Annotated in this window: 15 protein-coding genes and 1 pseudogene; 10 read left to right on the top strand and 6 right to left on the bottom strand. The window is 71.5% G+C overall.

Annotation, left to right across the window (positions count from 1 at the left end):
- Positions 1-24 precede the first annotated feature (24 nt).
- Both radA and disA read left to right on the top strand, forming a co-directional pair.
- Positions 25-1434: a DNA repair protein RadA gene (gene radA, locus CP975_RS19855; RefSeq protein WP_030785619.1), complete on the top strand. Its 1410-nt coding sequence runs from the start codon at positions 25-27 to the stop codon at positions 1432-1434.
- A gap of 77 nt (positions 1435-1511) precedes the next feature.
- Positions 1512-2636 (top strand): DNA integrity scanning diadenylate cyclase DisA, encoded by a 1125-nt coding sequence (gene disA / locus CP975_RS19850; protein ID WP_055536174.1) that lies wholly within the window; start codon positions 1512-1514, stop codon positions 2634-2636.
- Positions 2637-2677: 41 nt separating this feature from the next.
- Here the strand turns inward: disA and CP975_RS19845 are convergent, their stop codons facing one another.
- The gene (locus CP975_RS19845; RefSeq protein WP_150477185.1) at positions 2678-3511 is read right to left on the bottom strand and encodes a hypothetical protein; all 834 of its coding nucleotides are present in this window, start codon (positions 3509-3511) and stop codon (positions 2678-2680) included.
- 227 nt (positions 3512-3738) lie between these two features.
- Here CP975_RS19845 and CP975_RS19840 point away from each other — a divergent pair.
- A pseudogene (locus CP975_RS19840) lies at positions 3739-4344 on the top strand (phosphatase PAP2 family protein); the annotation flags it as partial.
- Positions 4345-4576: 232 nt separating this feature from the next.
- On the opposite strand, the gene CP975_RS19835 reads toward CP975_RS19840, so the two are convergent.
- Positions 4577-5281: a response regulator transcription factor gene (locus tag CP975_RS19835; RefSeq protein WP_281292907.1), complete on the bottom strand. Its 705-nt coding sequence runs from the start codon at positions 5279-5281 to the stop codon at positions 4577-4579.
- A 5-nt stretch (positions 5282-5286) separates the two neighbouring features.
- Positions 5287-6888, bottom strand: coding sequence for a sensor histidine kinase (locus tag CP975_RS19830; RefSeq protein ID WP_246201568.1), 1602 nt, complete (start codon positions 6886-6888; stop codon positions 5287-5289).
- A gap of 307 nt (positions 6889-7195) precedes the next feature.
- Here CP975_RS19830 and CP975_RS19825 point away from each other — a divergent pair, with 307 nt between their 5' ends.
- The 5 genes from CP975_RS19825 (at position 7196) to cseC (ending at position 11762) form a co-directional block, all read left to right on the top strand.
- A complete protein-coding gene (locus tag CP975_RS19825) occupies positions 7196-8137 on the top strand; it encodes an HhH-GPD family protein (protein WP_055534643.1) in 942 nt (313 codons plus the stop codon).
- A gap of 170 nt (positions 8138-8307) precedes the next feature.
- Positions 8308-8856: a SigE family RNA polymerase sigma factor gene (locus CP975_RS19820; protein ID WP_030785636.1), complete on the top strand. Its 549-nt coding sequence runs from the start codon at positions 8308-8310 to the stop codon at positions 8854-8856.
- Positions 8857-8897: 41 nt separating this feature from the next.
- Positions 8898-9485 (top strand): hypothetical protein, encoded by a 588-nt coding sequence (locus CP975_RS19815; protein ID WP_246201567.1) that lies wholly within the window; start codon positions 8898-8900, stop codon positions 9483-9485.
- Positions 9486-9610: 125 nt separating this feature from the next.
- Positions 9611-10324 carry a two-component system response regulator CseB gene (gene cseB / locus CP975_RS19810; protein WP_055534654.1) on the top strand — a complete coding sequence of 238 codons (714 nt, stop codon included), beginning with the start codon at positions 9611-9613 and terminating at the stop codon, positions 10322-10324.
- A 61-nt stretch (positions 10325-10385) separates the two neighbouring features.
- Positions 10386-11762, top strand: coding sequence for a two-component system sensor histidine kinase CseC (gene cseC / locus CP975_RS19805; protein WP_070321282.1), 1377 nt, complete (start codon positions 10386-10388; stop codon positions 11760-11762).
- Between the two features lie 22 nt (positions 11763-11784).
- On the opposite strand, the gene CP975_RS19800 is transcribed toward cseC, so the two are convergent.
- Positions 11785-12231: a VOC family protein gene (locus CP975_RS19800; protein WP_055534658.1), complete on the bottom strand. Its 447-nt coding sequence runs from the start codon at positions 12229-12231 to the stop codon at positions 11785-11787.
- 94 nt (positions 12232-12325) lie between these two features.
- Entirely contained in the window at positions 12326-13909 is a 1584-nt protein-coding gene (locus CP975_RS19795; protein ID WP_150477184.1) for an MDR family MFS transporter, read from the bottom strand.
- Positions 13910-14077: 168 nt separating this feature from the next.
- On the opposite strand from CP975_RS19795, the gene CP975_RS19790 reads away from it, so the two are divergent.
- The gene (locus CP975_RS19790) at positions 14078-14665 is read left to right on the top strand and encodes a TetR/AcrR family transcriptional regulator (RefSeq protein WP_055534660.1); all 588 of its coding nucleotides are present in this window, start codon (positions 14078-14080) and stop codon (positions 14663-14665) included.
- A gap of 39 nt (positions 14666-14704) precedes the next feature.
- On the opposite strand, the gene CP975_RS19785 is transcribed toward CP975_RS19790, so the two are convergent.
- Entirely contained in the window at positions 14705-15391 is a 687-nt protein-coding gene (locus CP975_RS19785) for a M23 family metallopeptidase (RefSeq protein WP_150477183.1), read from the bottom strand.
- A gap of 479 nt (positions 15392-15870) precedes the next feature.
- On the opposite strand from CP975_RS19785, the gene CP975_RS19780 reads away from it, so the two are divergent.
- The gene (locus tag CP975_RS19780) at positions 15871-18924 is read left to right on the top strand and encodes an NACHT domain-containing protein (RefSeq protein WP_055536229.1); all 3054 of its coding nucleotides are present in this window, start codon (positions 15871-15873) and stop codon (positions 18922-18924) included.
- Positions 18925-18934 lie beyond the last annotated feature (10 nt).

Raw genomic sequence — 18934 nt, 5'->3', positions numbered from 1 at the left:
GTGGGCTCGGTTACGGTTCCGAGCATGGCTGCCCGTACGAAATCCACCAAGGACCGTCCGTCCTACCGCTGCACCGAGTGCGGCTGGCAGACGGCCAAGTGGCTCGGCCGCTGCCCCGAATGCCAGGCATGGGGCACGGTCGAGGAGTACGGCGCGCCCGCGGTCCGTACCACCGCCCCCGGCCGGGTCACCTCCTCCGCCGTCCCGATCGGTGAGGTCGACGGCCGCCAGGCCACCGCGCGCTCCACCGGCGTGCCCGAGCTGGACCGCGTGCTCGGCGGCGGCCTCGTCCCCGGCGCCGTGGTGCTGCTCGCGGGCGAGCCGGGCGTCGGCAAGTCGACGCTGCTGCTCGACGTCTCGGCGAAGGCGGCGAGCGAGCAGCACCGCACGCTCTATGTGACGGGTGAGGAGTCGGCGAGCCAGGTCAGGCTGCGCGCCGACCGCATCGGCGCCATCGACGACCACCTCTACCTGGCGGCGGAGACCGATCTGTCCGCCGTCCTCGGCCACTTGGACGCGGTCAAGCCCTCGCTCCTGGTCCTCGACTCGGTGCAGACGGTCGCCTCGCCCGAGATCGACGGCGCGCCCGGCGGCATGGCGCAGGTCCGTGAGGTCGCGGGCGCGCTGATCCGCGCTTCCAAGGAGCGGGGCATGTCGACGCTCCTGGTCGGTCACGTCACCAAGGACGGCGCGATCGCGGGTCCGCGCCTCCTGGAGCATCTCGTCGACGTGGTCCTCCAGTTCGAGGGCGACCGGCACGCGCGCCTGCGCCTGGTGCGCGGCGTCAAGAACCGGTACGGCACGACGGACGAGGTCGGCTGCTTCGAGCTGCACGACGAGGGCATCACCGGCCTCGCCGACCCCAGCGGCCTCTTCCTCACCCGGCGCGCCGAGCCCGTCCCCGGCACCTGTCTGACCGTCACCCTGGAGGGCCGCCGCCCCCTGGTCGCCGAGGTCCAGGCGCTCACGGTCGACTCCCAGATCCCGAGCCCCCGGCGCACCACCTCCGGCCTGGAGACCTCCCGGGTCTCGATGATGCTGGCCGTCCTGGAGCAGCGCGGCCGGATCACCGCCCTCGGCAAGCGGGACATCTACAGCGCGACGGTCGGCGGCGTGAAGCTCTCCGAGCCCGCCGCGGACCTCGCCGTCGCCCTCGCCCTGGCCAGCGCGGCGAGCGACACCCCGCTGCCGAAGAATCTCGTGGCGATCGGTGAAGTGGGCCTGGCGGGCGAGGTCAGACGGGTCACGGGCGTCCAGCGCAGGCTGGCCGAGGCGCACCGCCTCGGCTTCACCCACGCCCTCGTGCCGTCCGATCCCGGCAGGATCCCCGCCGGTATGAAGGTCATCGAAGTCGCCGACATGGGTGACGCGCTGCGTGTCCTTCCGCGGTCCCGTCGCCGGGAGGCCCCACGGGAGGAGGAAGAGCGCCGGTAGACTTTGCCCTGGTCTCGCCCATCCGTACGAAGACAGACGTACGGCAGAGGCTTGGAACCTGCGACCGAGGGAGTGCAGTGGCAGCCAACGACCGGGCAGCGAATCCCGGCAAGCCCGGCGGAAGCTCCGCTGCCGATGTGCTGATGCGCGCCTCCCTGAGCGCCGTCGCACCCGGCACGGCCCTGCGCGACGGCCTCGAGCGCATCCTCCGCGGCAACACCGGCGGTCTGATCGTCCTCGGCTGGGACAAGACCGTCGAGTCGATGTGCACGGGCGGCTTCATCCTGGACGTCGAGTTCACCGCGACGCGCCTGCGCGAGCTGTGCAAGCTCGACGGCGGCATCGTCCTCGACAAGGACATCACCAAGATCCTGCGCGCCGGTGTGCAGCTGGTGCCGGATCCGACGATCCCCACCGAGGAGACGGGCACGCGGCACCGCACGGCGGACCGCGTCTCCAAGCAGGTCGGCTTCCCGGTCGTCTCCGTCTCCCAGTCGATGCGCCTGATCGCGCTGTACGTGGACGGGCAGCGCCGCGTCCTGGAGGACTCGGCGGCGATCCTCTCCCGCGCGAACCAGGCCCTCGCGACCCTGGAGCGTTACAAGCTGCGTCTCGACGAGGTCGCCGGCACGCTCTCCGCCCTGGAGATCGAGGACCTGGTGACGGTGCGGGACGTCACGGCGGTCGCCCAGCGTCTGGAGATGGTGCGCCGCATCGCCACGGAGATCGCCGAGTACGTGGTCGAGCTGGGCACGGACGGCCGTCTTCTCGCCCTCCAGCTGGACGAGTTGATCGCGGGCGTCGAGCCCGAGCGCGAGCTGGTCGTCAGGGACTACGTGCCCGAGCCGACCGCCAAGCGCTCCCGCACGGTCGACGAGGCGCTCCAGGAGCTGGACGCCCTCACCCACGCGGAGCTTCTCGAACTGCCCACCGTGGCGCGTGCCTTGGGCTACACCGGCTCCCCGGAGGCCCTGGACTCGGCGGTCTCACCGCGCGGCTTCCGCCTCCTCGCCAAGGTCCCCCGGCTCCCCGGCGCCATCATCGACCGCCTCGTCGAGCACTTCGGCGGCCTACAGAAGCTGCTCGCCGCCAGCGTGGACGACCTCCAGACGGTGGACGGCGTGGGCGAGGCCCGGGCCCGCAGCGTCCGCGAGGGCCTCTCCCGCCTGGCGGAGTCCTCGATCCTGGAGCGGTACGTCTAGCGGTACGCCTAGCGTCGGTTACGTCCAGCGGTCTGCGGGGATCAGTCCTTCTCAAGAACGAACGAGGCGCGAGCAACCCCGAGCCCAGGCGCCTTCGCCTCGACAAGATACGTACCGGCCCCCGCAACTCCCGCCGAAGGCGTAGCGCACTTCGGCTCGCTCCCCCGCCGGTCCCACTGCACGGTGTGCGTGATCCGCCCGTCGGCCGGCACGCGCAGCAGCAGGCTGCCGCCCCCGGAGGGGCAGTCGGCCGAGGACCAGAACTCGTCGTCGCCGTCGGCCTGAGTGATCGTCAGGACCGTTCCCTTGCCGCCCATATCGATCTTGCAGGCCTTGCCGCCGCGATTCTCGGCGATCAGCTCGAACTTCGGCTTCTCGCCGATCTCGTACTCGTTCCGAACGCTTCGCACCTTCAACTTCACGGCGTCGCTGGTGCAGTCGGGCACGCGCGTGCCGGCCGGGAGCCGGTCGCCCGAGCCGCCGCCACCCTTGGCGTCGCCGTCCGAGCCGCCGCCGGACCCCTTGGAGCCGTCGGAACCGCCGGAGCCCGATCCGTCCGAGCCGCCCGATCCGCCGGAGCCGCCGGAGCCGCCGGAGCCGGAACCGGAACCGGAGTCCGAGCCCTCGTCCGACTCGTCCCGCCCGCCCGGGTGTTCACTGATCGCGGGCCCGGAATCGCCCGGTCCGGGAGTGATGGACGTGGCGGGGCCGTTGCCGCTCGGGCCGTCGGCGCCGTTCTTCCCGCCCCCGCCACCCGAGGTCGCGATCCATACGGCGAGTAGCACCAGCAGGCCGAACACGGACAGCAGAACGGCCCTCCGACGCCAGTAGATGGTGGAGGGAAGCGGCCCGACCGGATTGCGCAGAGATCCCACGCCCAAACCTTACGAGAGATCCGGCGCGCGTCCCGCCCCACCCGCCGCCCCGAGCAACAAAGTTTGCGGATCATCATTCCGCAGAAGCCTCCGAAGCCCGTAAAGCCCCCAAAGCCCCTATAGCCCCTATAGCCCCTGATGCCCTCCCGACCCTGTCCATCGTCAGGGTCCGCACGGGACGATCGCCAGATGTGACGATTCGGACCCACTCCGTACCGTCCGTAATCATGGACACCATGGACGACGATCTCTACCGCGACATCACCGACTTCGCCCACGACACCCCGTCGTGGTTCCAGCACCTCGCCGAGGTGTGGACGGAGCTCGGACTGCTTCTTTTCGGCGTGCTCTTCATCGTCGCCTGGTGGCGTGCCCGGCGCGGTGACCCGCGCGCGCTGGCGATCGCGGTGCTCGCTCCCCTGGCCACCGCGGTGGCGTACGTGTGCAGCGAGTTGCTCAAGTCCGTGATCGACGAGGAGCGTCCCTGCCGGGCGGTGTCCGGCGCGCTGAAGCCGCTCGTCGAGTGCCCGGCCTACGGAGACTGGTCCTTCCCCAGCAACCACTCGACGATCGCGGGCGCCGCCGCCGTCGGCCTCGCGCTCGCCTGGCCGCGCATCGCGGCCCTGACGGTTCCGATGGCCGTGCTCATGGCCTTCTCGCGGGTCTTCGTCGGCGTGCACTACCCGCACGACGTGGTGGTGGGTCTCGTCTTCGGCGCGGTGATCACGTTCGTGGTCGTACGGCTCACCACGCGTCCCGTGGCGCGGATCGGGCAGGCGATGCGGGGGTCCTCGACGGGCGTCGTGAAGTGGTTCGCGGGCCCGGGTCCCGCCCTCGCCCCGTCGCCCGCGACGGATCCGGCGGCGTACGACACCCCGACGATGACGTTCCGCCGCCACGACGCGCAACACGGAGGCGCGCACCACGGCGACGCGCAGCACGGCGACTCTCAGTACGGCGACTCGCGTCACCAGGACCCGCGGCACTACGACCCGCGGCAGGGCGGCGCGCACCGCCGCGACTCGCACCGCCGCCGCTGACCGGACGGGGCTGACCGGGCGGGGCTCAGTCCGGATCCGGGACGAGCCCCGCTTCGTACGCGACGATCGCCGCCCGTACGCGGTTCTTGACCCCGAGCCGGTCGAGGACCGCGCTCACATACGCCTTGACCGTGCCCTCCACGAGATGGAGCCGGGCGGCGATCTCCGGGTTGGACAGGCCCGCGCCGACCAGGCCGAGGACCTGGCGTTCGCGCGGGGTGAGGGCCTCCACGCGGGCACGGGCCTCGACGCCGCGGCCCATGCGGCGGGCGCCGAAGCCGTCGATGACGTGCCGGGCCACCTTGGGCGAGAGGAAGGCGGCGCCGCCCGCCACCGCCCTGACACCCGCGATGAGTTCGTGCGGATCGCCGGACTTCAGCAGGAAACCGGTGGCTCCCCCGCCCAGCGCCCGTGCCACGTACGCGTCTTCGGAGAACGTCGTCAGCATGGCGACAGCGGTGCCCGGCACCGTACGCACGATCTCCTCACCTGCGGCGAGGCCGTCCAGGCGCGGCATACGAACGTCGAGCAGCGCCACGTCGGGCCGGTGGGCCTGCGCGAGAGAGACGGCCTCGCGCCCGTCCCCCGCCTCCGCGACGACCTCGATGCCGCCGCCCGCCGCGAGGATGGCGCGTACGCCCGCGCGGATCATGGCCTCGTCGTCTGCCAACAGGACCCGGATGACGTCGTTCACCGTGTCCACTGTGTTCACCGTGTTCACCGCGTTCACCGCGTTCACCGCACACGCTCCTTGTTCATCGCGTCAGCCGTGGGGATCACGGTCTTGTCCACGAGCCGGGCACCGCCCTTGCCGAAGCCGAAGCAGATTCTGAAGTAGGGGACGGCGGTGAAGAGTTCACCGCTCGCGCGGTAGTACGCGCAGTCGGCGCCCTCGGGCGGCGGGGTCGGCGCGCGTTCGACCGGCGGGTCGGAGGCGGCCTGGTCCGGCAGGACGCGTTCGACCTCGGCGCGCGGCTCGCCGACACGCAGCCGCGCGAAGTCGGCGGGGTCGAGGACCGAGTGGGTCCGGGAGTACGCGTACCAGGCGAAGGTCCCCCCGACGAGCAGCACGCCCGTGGTGACGGCGGCGCCGAAGGCCAGGACGGTGCGGCGGCGCGCGTGCGCGAGGTGGGCGCCGGGGTGCGGGGGGCCTGGAGCGGCGGGGCGGGCGGGGGCGATGCCCTCGGCGGGCAGGCGCGCGGTGACCCGGAAGCCGTCGCCGTGCGGGCCCGCGTCGAAGGTGCCGCCGAGGTCGGTGACGCGGGCGCGCAGGCCGCGCAGGCCGGTGCCGCCGTCGGAGGGCGAACCGTGGTGCTCGGGGCGGCCGTTGGTGACGGTGACCGTCGTCGTCGTGGTGTCGCCGCATGCCACCGTGACGGTGACGGGGGCGCCGGGCGCGTGCTTGGCGGCGTTGGTCAGGGCCTCTTGGACGACGCGGTGGAGGGTGCGTTCGGCCGGCCCGCCGTCGGCGACGCCACTCACCGCTCCCCTTTGGTCGGCCGGGCCCCGTTGATCACCTAGGGCACTCAGGGCACCTCGGTCACCGTCGTACCGGCCACCGGCGTAACGGTCATCGTCGTACCGGTCGTCGTCGTACGTGATCTGAAGGCCGGACTCCTTGGCGCGGGCGACGAGGTCGGCGACGCTCTCCCCGGTCGGGGCGAGCGGGGCACACTCGTCGTCGTCCTCGCGGAGCAGACCGATGATGGCGTGCAATCGGTCGGTGGCCTGCGAGGCGGCCGCGCGGAGGTCCGCTGCGGCCTCGCGGTGCGGACTCGGCAGGTCGGGGGCGACCTGGAGGGCACCCGCGCGAACGGCGATCAGGCTCAGTTCGTGGCCCAGGGAGTCGTGCATGTCCTGGGCGATGCGGGCCCGTTCGCGCAGCCGCGCCCGGTCGGCGACGATGCGCTGCTCACGCTCCAGCTGGCCGGCGCGCGCCCAGCCCGCGGCGGCCAGTTCGCGGCCCTGGCGCCAGTAGCGACCCGCCAGCCAGGGGAAGACCGCGCCGAACACGAGCGTCCCCATGAGGACGAGCCACTCGACCACGGGGTCGACATCCCGTGCGGCGATCTTGACCGTGCCGAAGACGGCGATGGCCGTGAAGGCGAGCAGGGCGCCGCAAGCCCGGACCGCGCGGCGGCCGAGGAGTACGGCGAAGGCGGCGAGGGCCGGGCCGTAGGAGAGGGTGAAGAGGGGGGGGCGGTGACGAGGCCGAGGGCGGCCGCGAGGAGGAACGCGAGCAGGGGGCGGGTCCGGCGGACGCCGATGGCGCAGGCGAGGGTGGCGAGTGCGGCGAGGTGCTGGGGGATCGAGCGAGGGGTGTCCAGCCCCAGCCACTCGACTGCCCCGGCGGGCAGCGCGAGCCCCGCCCCCATCGCCATCCCCCGCATACGCCTGTGCACGCCCTCGACGCTACGTGCCCTCCTCGCCCTCGCGCCCCTGCCGATCGTCAGGTCTCCCCCCCCCCCCGACGGCGCTGCGCAGAGCACCGCCCAGTGGTGTGTAGCGCTGGGCAGACGGGCGGGTGGGTGGGGGAGAAACCGCGCGGAGCGCGGAAAGACGCCACCGGGCCGCAGGCGAGCAACAACACCCCGCCCCCACAACCCCGTAGAACCGTCGAGGCCATGGCAGGATCGACCCTGCCATGACTGCTCCCACGAAGCCCCTGCCGCACAACCCGGCCGCCGACCCGGGGGACTCCCCCGAGCGCACCGGGGACACCCTCCACACCCCCGTCATCGCCTGGTTCGACGCACACGCCCGTGATCTTCCGTGGCGGCGCGAGGACGCCGGGCCGTGGGGCGTGATGGTCAGTGAGTTCATGCTCCAGCAGACGCCCGTCAGTCGCGTCCTGCCCGTGTACGAGCAGTGGCTGGCCCGCTGGCCCCGCCCCGCCGACCTCGCCGAGGAGGCTCCCGGCGAGGCCGTCCGCGCCTGGGGGCGGCTCGGTTATCCGCGCCGTGCCCTGCGGCTGCACGGCGCGGCCGTCGCCATAACGGAGCGGCACGGCGGCGACGTACCCAGGCTCCACGCCCAGCTGCTCGCCCTGCCCGGCATCGGGGAGTACACCGCGGCCGCCGTGGCGTCCTTCGCGTACGGGCAGCGGCACGCGGTCCTCGACACGAACGTGCGCCGGGTCTTCGCGCGGGCCGTGACCGGCGTGCAGTACCCGCCGAACGCGACGACCGCCGCCGAGCGCAAGCTCGCCCGCGCCCTGCTCCCCGAGGACGAACGCACCGCGTCGCGCTGGGCCGCCGCCTCGATGGAGCTGGGCGCCCTGGTGTGCACCGCGAAGAACGAGAACTGCGCCCGGTGCCCGATCGCCGCCCAGTGCGCCTGGCGCGCGGCGGGGAAGCCGGCGCACGAGGGTCCGGCCCGCCGCGGCCAGACGTACGCGGGCACGGACCGCCAGGTGCGGGGCAAGCTGCTCGCCGTGCTCCGTGAGGCCGTGACGCCCGTGCCGCAGGCGACGCTGGACCGGGTGTGGGACGAGCCGGTGCAGCGAGCCCGCGCGCTGGACGGGCTGGTCGCGGACGGGCTCGTCGAGCCCCTGCCGGGCGGTATGTACCGTCTGCCGATGACCTGACGCACAGGCGTTTACGCGCGTCCTACTTCTGTTACACAACCTACGCACAGCCGTGCGCCCTCCGCTGGCTGCTCCGCACAACCCCGTGACACGGCCTACGTAGCTTCTTACCTGTACCGCACAGGCAGGGGCCGCGGTCGGCAATGGGGATGGAACGGAGGCGGTTTGATATGGCGCACGGCGAGGTGCTCGAGTTCGAAGAGTACGTCCGCACTCGGCAGGATGCCCTGCTGCGCAGTGCCCGGCGCCTGGTTCCCGACCCCGTGGACGCCCAGGACCTGTTGCAGACCGCACTCGTACGCACGTACGGCCGTTGGGACGGCATAGCCGACAAGCGGCTCGCGGACGCCTATCTGCGCCGCGTCATGATCAATACGCGTACGGAGTGGTGGCGGGCGCGCAAGCTCGAAGAGGTGCCTACCGAGCAGCTGCCCGACGCGAGCGTGGAAGACTCCACCGAACAGCACGCGGACCGCGCTCTGCTCATGGACATCATGAAGGTGCTCGCACCCAAGCAGCGCAGCGTCGTCGTGCTGCGACACTGGGAGCAGATGTCCACAGAGGAGACGGCCGCCGCACTCGGCATGTCGGCAGGAACGGTCAAGAGCACGCTGCACCGGGCGCTCGCCCGCCTCCGCCAGGAGCTGGAGAGCCGGGACCGCGAGGAACTGGTCGCACGCGCGCTCGAACGTGAGGAGCGGGAGCGTTGCGCGGCCTAGGCCCTCGGGCCACGAGAAGCGTGCGGGCGGCGAGTACGGCGGTGGCCGGACTCGCCGCCGTCGGCCTTTTGCTCTCCGCCTGTTCGACGGGCGGTTCCGGCGCGCGGGTCGAGGGACCGGCCCGCAGCGAGCGCGTGGTGTCCTCCTCGCCCTCCCCGTCGTCCTCGGTCCCCGTGCCGAAGAAGATCGACGCGGTGCGGCTCGTCAAGGAGGACCCGAAGGTCAGCCCGGCCGTGAAGCGGGATCTGAAGCCCTGCGCGGGCAAGACGTACCCGGTCGACGTGTCGTACGGGAACCTGACCGGCGGATCCGCCGCCGATGTCGTGGTGAACGTACTGACCTGCGCGGACGCCGTCGGCATCGGCAGCTATGTGTATCGCGCCCAGGGCGGCAGGTACGAGAATGTCTTCACGGCCGAGGAACCGGCTTCCGTCTACACCGAGATCGACCGGGGCGAACTGGTCGTGACCAAACAGCTGTACGAGGAGGGCGACTCGGTGGACTACCCCTCCGGCGAGGAAGTGATCTCGTACCGCTGGTCGTCGAACCGCTTCACCGAGACGGGACGCACGCGCAACGACTTCAGCAACGCGGTGGGCGGCGAGGAACCCGCGCCGGCGGCCGGTTGACGACCGGGCCTCAAGGACACACGAGTACTGAGCACAGTACTGAGCACTGCGGACCAAGCACCGAGCACCGAGCACGACGTACGACGTACGACGTACGACGCACCGAGAAGGACTGAGAGCATCCGATGGCAGAGCAGACCCATGTCCTGTTCGTCGAGGACGACGACGTCATCCGTGAGGCCACCCAGCTCGCCCTGGAGCGCGACGGCTTCGCGGTGACGGCCATGCCCGACGGTCTGGCGGGCCTGGAGGCGTTCCGCGCGAACCGGCCGGACATCGCGCTGCTCGACGTGATGGTGCCGGGCCTGGACGGTGTCTCGCTGTGCCGCCGCATCCGTGACGAGTCGACCGTCCCGGTGATCATGCTGTCGGCGCGCGCCGACTCCATCGACGTGGTGCTGGGTCTGGAGGCGGGCGCCGACGACTACGTGACCAAGCCGTTCGACGGGGCCGTCCTGGTCGCCCGCATCCGCGCGGTCCTGCGCCGCTTCGGACACGCGAGCGGCCCCGCCTCGGCCTCGAACACCGCGGACGAGCGCGCGTCGGCGGACGGCGGCGTGCTGCACTTCGGCGATCTGGAGATCGACACGGAGGGCATGGAGGTCCGCAGGGGCGGCGCCCCCGTCGCGCTGACGCCGACCGAGATGCGCCTGCTCCTGGAGTTCTCGTCCGCGCCCGGCACCGTCCTGTCCCGCGACAAGCTCCTTGAGCGGGTCTGGGACTACGGCTGGGGCGGCGACACCCGCGTCGTCGACGTCCATGTGCAGCGGCTGCGTACGAAGGTGGGTCAGGACCGCATCGAGACGGTCCGCGGCTTCGGATACAAGCTCAAGGCGTGAGCGGGCGCGTGACGATCGGTGTACGGCGCCGCCTCAAGGGCCGCGAACGCGAGGGACGTGTATGAACGGGGGTAGGAACGGAGGCCCCGGCGTGGTCGGCCGTGCCCGCCAGGTGCTGCGGTCCGGCCTGCGCACGGGCGTGCGCTGGAAGATCAGCGCGGCGATCGCGCTGGTCGGCGCGCTGGTCGCGGTGGTGCTGAGCCTGGTCGTGCACAACGCCGCGCGGGTCTCGATGCTCGACAACGCGCGCGATGTGCAGGACGAGCGCATCCAGTTCGCCCTTCGGCTCTACTCCGCCTCCCAGCGGCAGACCCTCCAGTTCGGTACGAAGGTCGACGACCCGGCGCTCCCGGAGGAGCTGCGGGAGACGGTCCTCAAGGGCCGCCGCGCGACCTATGTGGAGGACAAGCCCGACGGGGTGCCGGACATCTGGGCGGCCGTGCCGCTCGCCGACGGGCACGTCCTTTCGCTGCACTCCCGTTTCACCGACCGCAGCGCCACCGTCATGAAGGACCTCGACCAGGCCCTGGTCATCGGCTCGATCGCGGTCGTCTTCGGCGGCTGCGCGCTCGGCGTGCTGATCGGCGGGCAGCTGTCGCGTCGGCTGCGCAAGGCGGCGACGGCGGCGAGCGAGGTCGCCCAGGGGCAGACGGACGTCAGTGTCCGTGCCGCCATCGGCGGTGTCGTGAAGGACGAGACCGACGATCTGGCGAGCGCCGTGGACGCCATGGCCGACGCGCTCAAGCAGCGGCTCGAAGCCGAGCGGCGGGTCACCGCGGACATCGCGCACGAGCTGCGCACCCCGGTGACCGGTCTGCTCACGGCCGCCGAGCTGCTGCCGCCCAGCCGGCCGAGCGAGCTGGTCAAGGACCGCGCGCAGGCCATGCGCACGCTCGTCGAGGACGTCCTCGAAGTGGCCCGTCTCGACTCCGCGGCCGAGCGGGCCGAGTTGCAGGACATCACGCTCGGCGAGTTCGTGACCCGGCGGATGGCGGCCCTGACCGCGGACGTGACGGTGACGGTGGTGCACGAGTCGGAGGTCACCACCGACCCGCGCCGCCTGGAGCGCATCCTCGGCAACCTCGTCGCCAACGCGGCCAAGCACGGCAAGCCGCCGATCGAGGTCAGCGTCGAGGGCCGCGTGGTGCGGGTGCGCGACCACGGGCCCGGCTTCCCCGAGGCGCTCCTGGACGAGGGGCCGAGCCGCTTCCGCACCGGCAGCACGGACCGGGCGGGGCACGGCCACGGCCTGGGCCTGACGATCGCCGCGGGCCAGGCGCGGGTGCTCGGCGCGCGGCTCACCTTCCGCAACGTACGCCCGGCGGGGGTGGCGCCCGGTGAGCCCTCCGAGGGGGCGGTCGCCGTGCTGTGGCTGCCGGAACACGCGCCCACGAGCACGGGGAGCTTCCCGATCCTTCAGCTGCCGGACAACCTCTGATCCCGGTCCGGGGGCGCCGTCGTCAGCAGGACCAGTCCTTGTCGAGGTCCAAGCCGCCCTCGCGGCGCTGCGTGAACGAGAACCAGTTCCCGGAGTCGTCGCGGAAGAGCGCCTCGGTGCCGTAGGGGCGCTCCTGCGGCTCCTGGAGGAACTCCACGCCGCGCGCCTTCAGCTTCTCGTAGTCCCCGTGGACGTCGTCGGTGACCAGGACGCCCGCGCCGAGGACTCCCTTGGCGACCAGCTTCTTCATGGCCTCGGCCGACTCGTCGTCCAGGGACGGCGGGCCCGGCACCATCAGCGTCAGCTCCACGTCGGGCTGGTCCTTTGCGCCGACGGTGAGCCAGCGCATGCCGCCGTCGCCCATGGTCATGTCCGTACGGACCTCGAAACCGAGCTTCTGGGTGTAGAACTCCTTGGCCCGGTCCTGGTCCAGGACCCAGACGGTGGAGATGGCGAGTCCCTTGATCATGGTCTGCTCCCAACTGCCGTCATGCCGTCATGCCGTCATGCGGTCATACGTCGATGTTGGCACGCGGCGCTGACAACGGCCCCTCGCCCGCGGACTAGCTGTCGGCGGGGCCCGCACCCCGCAGCGGGGTCTCCTTCACGAAGAGCGAGGCGAGCAGCGCGGCGACGCCGACGGCCGCGCCGAGCAGGAACGCCGAGTGCGTGCCGGAGGACACCGCGAACTTGTACGCGTCGCTCACCTGTTCCGGCAGCTTCGCGAGGCTCGCCGCATCGAGCTGCGCCGACTTCTCGGTCACCTTGCCGCCCAGTTCACCGGCGCGCTCGGCCATCACGTCCTGGACGCGGTGGTTGAAGAGCGCGCCCATGATCGCGACGCCGAAGGAGGAGCCGAGCGTACGGAAGAGCGTGGCCGAGGAGGAGGCGACGCCCATGTCCTTCAGCTCGACGCTGTTCTGGGCGACCAGCATGGTGACCTGCATCAGGAAGCCCATGCCCGCGCCGAGCACCGCCATGTAGAGGCCCGACGTGAGCCGCGAGGTCCCGGTGTCCATCTGGGCCAGCAGGAAGAACCCCACGACCATCAGCACGGTGCCGACGATCGGGAACGCCTTGTACTTGCCGGTGGCGGTCGTGAACCGGCCGGCGAACAGGGAGACGACCATCATCGAGAGCAGCAGCGGAAGCAGCAGCAGCCCGGAGTTGGTGGCCGAGGCGCCCTGTACCGACTGCTGGTAGAGCGGCAGGAAGAGCATCGCGCCGAACATCACGAAGCCGCTGATGAAGCCGATCACTGCCATCAAGGAGAAGTTGCGGCTGCGGAAGATGTGCAGCGGCATGATCGGCTCGGCGGCCCTCTTCTGTACGAAGAGGAAGCCCACGAGCGAGGCCACGCCGATCGCGATCAGCTCCATGATCACGGCCGAGCTCCAGGCGTACTCCGTGCCGCCCCAGGTGGTGACGAGCACGAGCGCGCTGATGCCGACGGTGAGCAGGGCCGCGCCGAGGTAGTCGATGCGCCCTTCGGCCTTCTTCTTGGGCAGGTGCAGGACGGCGGTGACCATGGCGAGGGCCACGGCGCCCAGCGGCAGGTTGATGTAGAAGGCCCAGCGCCAGCCGAGGTGGTCGGTGATGGTGCCGCCGACGAGCGGGCCGCCGATCATCGCGACGGCCATGACGCCGGTCATCATGCCCATGTACTTGCCGCGCTCCCGCGGCGGGATCAGGTCACCGATGATCGCCATGACGCCGACCATCAGGCCGCCCGCGCCAAGTCCCTGGATCGCGCGGAAGCCGATGAGCTGCCCCATGTCCTGTGCCATGCCGCTCAGCACAGAGCCCACGAGGAAGATCACTATGGCGGTGAGGAAGGAGCCCTTGCGCCCGTACATGTCGCCGACCTTGCCCCAGATCGGGGTGGAGGCGGCGGTGGCCAGGGTGTATCCGGTGACGACCCACGACAGGTGCTCAAGGCCGCCGAGGTCGCCGACGATCGTCGGCATCGCGGGGCTCACGATCATGTTGTCGAGCATCGCGAGCAGCATCGTGATCATCAGTGCCATCAGCACGACGCGCACGCTGCGCGGCTGCGGCTCGGCTTTGTCCGGCTTGCGCGGCTTGTTTTGCAGCGCGGCGTCGCTCCCCCGCTCCGGCTCGGCTACCGCCGTGGTCTTGTCCGCCATGTTCCCCACTCCCCGCGCTCCCCGCACTCTTCTCAGGGGCCACCCTGTGACCGCCCTGAACCCCACCGGGTGCCTTACTTGCCGCCCGGCTAGTTGACTACACTGAGGGAAGGTAGACCCCCAACTAGCCGGGCGTCAAGTAAGTTAATGGAGCCGAGGAGCACCCCGATGGGCACGGGCACAGGCAAGCAGCAGCGCCGCGGGAACACCCGCCAGCGCATCCAGGACGTGGCCCTCGAACTCTTCGCCGAGCAGGGGTACGAGAAGACGTCGCTGCGCGAGATCGCCGAGCGCCTCGACGTCACGAAGGCGGCGCTCTACTACCACTTCAAGACCAAGGAAGACATTCTCACCAGCATCTTCGACGACAGCACCAGGCCCATCGACGAGCTGATCGCCTGGGGTCACGAGCAGCCGCAGCCGCCGTCCCTCGATGTCCGCAAGCAGGTCCTGAGCCGCTACAGCGAGATCCTGGTCGACGCGGCGCCGCTCTTCCGCTTCATGCAGGAGAACCAGGCCACGGTGCGGGACCTGAAGACCGGCGAGAGCTTCAAGGACCGCATGTTCGGGCTCTACGACATCCTCAAGGACCCGGACGCGCCGATGGCCGACCAGGTGCGGTGCTTCAGCGCTCTGTTCACCATGCACGGCGGGATGTTCGTCCTCAAAGACATCGATGGCGACCCCGAGGAGAAGCGGAAGGCCATCCTCGAAGTCGCCATCGATCTGGTCACGCAGGCGCACTCGGGCGACTGAGTCGCGGCGCGCGCCGATGCGGGGCCGAAACCCCGCGGGTCAGACCTTCACGCCCACCGAGCGCAGGAAGGCGGCGGGGTCGACGGCCGTGCCGTAGTTGGGCGTCGTACGGATCTCGAAGTGCAGGTGGGGACCGCTGGAGTTGCCGGTGTTGCCCGAGAGGGCGACCCGCTGGCCGGTGGTGACGTTCTGGCCCACCCGGACGTCGACCTTCGAGAGGTGCGCGTACTGCGAGTACGTGCCGTTGCTGTGCTTGATCACGAGGGCGTTGCCGTACGCGGGACCGTCACCGGCGCCGTTCGGGCCGGCCTTGACGACCGTACCGCCGTGCACGGCGGCGACCGGCGTGCCGACCGAGACGGCGAAGTCCTGGCCGGAGTGCTTGTGGGACCACATGCTGCCGCCGAGGCCGAAGCTCGCGGAGAGGGTGTAGCGCTCGACCGGGTGGACCCAGCCGGCGGCCTTGGCGGCGGCCTTCTTGATGCCCGCGGCCTTCTTGGCCGCGTCCTGCTGCGCCTTGTCGGCGGCCTTGGCCTGGGCGGCGGCCTGCGCCTGAACGGAGTTCACGGCGACGCCGGGCAGTACACCGCCGCTCTTGGCGCTGTCCGCAGCGACCGAGACCCCGGCCCCGAACAGCGTCGACGCTCCGATGCCCGCGGCGATGACGGCCGCCCGCGTACGGAGCATGGACGGGCGGGGGTGGTGGGACTCGGTGCGCTTCGGCATGGGGACGTCCTTCGCAGTTTGGGACTGAACTGAGGGGGGCGTGAGGAGACCCGGCGGGGCGGGTGCGGGTGAGTCCCGCGGAGCACGCTTCGCCGGGTCGGCCATCCCTTGGTAACCCGCACTCCGACGAACCCCCAAAACGCCCATCTACTACCCAAAGCCGTAGCCGAGCGTCGGCATTTCGCCCTCTTGACACCATCAAATCCGGACAATTACCCCGCGCTCTCGCCATGGAATCCGAGGCCGATCCGCGGGTTTAGCCCCACGTCGGACGGCCCCCGGGCGCCCACTCCCCACGGGCCCGCGCCCCTCGCCCCCCGACGCGGCGAAGGTCCCGGAGGTTGCGGGACCAAAGTCCCTCGCCCCCCGCACCCCCGGCCCACTATTCCGCCTAGTAACGGACAAAACCCCTGTGCGCCATGTCACCGGACCCGAAGATCCACCCCGCAGGCGATGTGACGCCCACTACGCTCACGCCCATGGATCCCGCGGTCATCGGCACCCGTCTGGCATCGAGCGTCGTAGCCCCGCTGATCAAGAAACTGTTCGTCCGGGAAGGCCCGGGGGCGGGGCTCGTGGAGCGGCCCGTGCGGGTCTGCGGGCTCGTCTCCTTCCGGGGCGAGAAGCGGACCCTGTACGGCGCGGACGTGCGCCGCATCGCCGAGCGGCTGGTGTCCCGGTCCCTGGCCTCGCCCGGTGAGCGGCCCTTCCCGCCGGACGAGACCGCCGCGGTCACCGACGCCCTGGCCCGCGCGCTCCTCGCCCTCGGCGACCTCGACATGGACGACGTCCAGGCGGTCCGCCTCGGCCACCGGAAACTGGCCCGCACGCTCCTCCACCAGGCCTCCGCCACCGGGCGCCCCGTCACCGCCGAACTCTCCGCGGACGCGTCCTTCTACCTCGAATCCGTCACCGAGTGGGCCTGCCTGCACATCCTCCAGTTCTTCACGCAGCGCTCCACGTTCGTGGCGGCGACGCTGGTCGCACAGAGCCGGGGCCAGGACGAACTCATCGCCAAGGTGGACGAGCTGATCGCCCGCAGCCCACTCCCCGGCGCGCGGGACGCCGCCTTCGAGGAGCGCTACCTGGCGTACGTCGCGAAGAAGCACGGCAAGCTGACGATCTTCGGCATCGACCTGACGGATACCCCGGGGAAATGGCCCCTGGACGTCGCCTACATGTCCCTGGAGGCGACGTCCCTCTCCAGCACGGACGCGGAGGCCGCGCTGCGCCCCGGCGACGACTGGGTGGCCACCCTGAAGGAACTGACCGCCGCCCGCCCCGCCGACCAGGCCCTCGCCACCCGCGACCGAGTCCTCCTGCGCGGCGAGGCGGGCTCCGGCAAGACCACACTCGTGCAGTGGCTCGCGGTGAGCACCACCCGCCAGGAACTCGCCGAGGGCCCCATGGCGTACCTCGACGACCGCATCCCTTACGTCCTCCCCCTGCGCACCCTGACCCGCCACGGGGAGCGCCTGCCCGCCCCCGCGGACTTCCTCGCGGCGGTCGGCTGCCCGCTCGCCGGCACCCAGCCCGGAGGCTGGGAGGGGCGGGTCCTGACGGCGGGCCGCGCCCTGGTCCTGATCGACGGCATCGACGAGATCCCGGACGCCGAACGCGCCGCCACGCGCGCGTGGCTCACCGATCTCATCGACGCCTTCCCCGGCAACCACTGGCTGGTGACCTCGCGCCCCTCGGCGGTGCGCACGGACTGGCTCGCCGACGAGGGCTTCGCGGAGCTGACGCTCTCCGCCATGGGCGAGCGGGAGGTGGCCGCGTTCATCGAGCGCTGGCACGCCGCGGCGGCCACGGGCGCGCCCGACGAGGACGCGGCCCTGGCCGCGTACGAGAGTCAGCTCCTGGCGGCGGTCAGAGCCAAGCCGGACCTGGGGCTCCTGGCCACCAACCCCCTGATGTGCGGCCTGATCTGCGCCCTGCACCGCGACCGCAGAGGCTTCCTGCCGCTGGGCCGCAAGGACCTCTACACGGCCGCGCTGTCCATGCTCCTGGTCCGCAGGGACCGCGAACGCCACATGACCGTCCCCGAGTTGCGGGAGGAACCGCAGCTCCAGCTGCTCCAGCGCCTCGCGTACTGGCTGATCCGCAACGGCCGCACGGTCCTCGACCGTTCACGGGCCGAGGCGATCATCGCGGACGCGCTGCCGTCCGTACCGGAGCTGTCCGCGCTCGGCGACGCGCACGCCGTCTACACCCACTTCCTGCACCGCAGCGGCCTCCTGCGCGAACCGGGCCCCGACACCGTCGACTTCGTCCACCGCACCTTCCAGGACTTCCTGGGCGCACGCGCGGCGGTCGACGAGGGCGACTTCGGCGTCCTCGCCCGGCATGCGGCGGACGACCAGTGGGCGGACGTCATCCGCATGGCGGTGGCGCAGGCACGCCCCCGCGAACGCGCGGAGATCCTCCGGGACTTGATGGCCTACGGAGATACCCATCCCGACCAACGCGCCCGGAAGCGGATCCACCTCCTCGCCGCGGCCTGCCTCGAACACGCGGCGGAGCTGGCCCCGGCGGTACGGGAGGAGGTGGAGCGCCGGACGGCCGGGCTCATCCCGCCGCGTGACGCCGAGGACGCCCGCGCCCTCGCGCAGGTCGGCCCCATGGTACTCGACCTGCTCCCTGGCCCCGACGGCCTGAGCGACGAAGAGGCCCGCCTGGTGGCGATCACCGCGACCCACGTACGGTCCGACGCGGCGATCCCGTTCCTGGCCCGCTTCGCCCGGCACCCCAGCATCATGGTCGGCAGCCAGCTGATGTGGGGGTGGCACCGCTACGACTGCCGCGCGTACGCGGAAGAGGTCATCGCCCACCTCGACACCACCGCCCTCCACTTCACGCTCCGCGACGACGAACAGATCGCGGAGCTGGAGCGGCTGGGGCTGTTCCCCAAGCGGCTGGACATGCGGGTCGACGTCTCCCCCGAGGTCGCCTCCCGCTTCCTGGCCGCCTGCGAGCCGACCTTCCTGCTGCTCGCCTACTCCCCGGCCCACCTCACGCCCGAGGCCCTGGCCGCCCTGCACGGCCTGGACGGGCTCAACGTCTTCAGCGTCAGCGACACCGCAGAGCCCTGGAGCCTGACGCTGTTCCCCGCCGAGGCCCCGCTGATGTTCCTCGGGCTCGCGGGGTCCCGTTCCTCCGTGCGGGACCTGGAGCTGCTGCCCCGCTGGCCGCTCCTCGCGCGCATCACCTTCCAGGAGGACGGCCCGGACTCGGCTGCCGACTGGGAGACGCTCGCCCGCCTGCCCCGTCTCACGCGGCTGCACTGCGGCTCCCACAGCCTCCCGCACGCGCCCGAGGGGCTGAGCCTGCCGGGCCTCACCGAACTCCAGCTCTCCCCCGACGGCCACTGGGAGGCAGCGATGGCCCGCATTGGCACCCTGATGCCGGGACTGCGACACCTCTACGTGGAGAACCGGACCGGTGTGGGAGCGGCCGAGGCGAGGCAACGGCTGGACGTCTCCGCCCTGCCCGACCACATCGACGTGCGGGTGTACGGGCCGTCCAAATTCTGAGTGCGCCCCC

This window comes from Streptomyces alboniger (assembly GCF_008704395.1).
Classification (GTDB): domain Bacteria; phylum Actinomycetota; class Actinomycetes; order Streptomycetales; family Streptomycetaceae; genus Streptomyces; species Streptomyces alboniger.
Note: the sequence above shows the minus strand (reverse complement) of the source record. Positions and strands in the feature narration are given on the sequence as shown.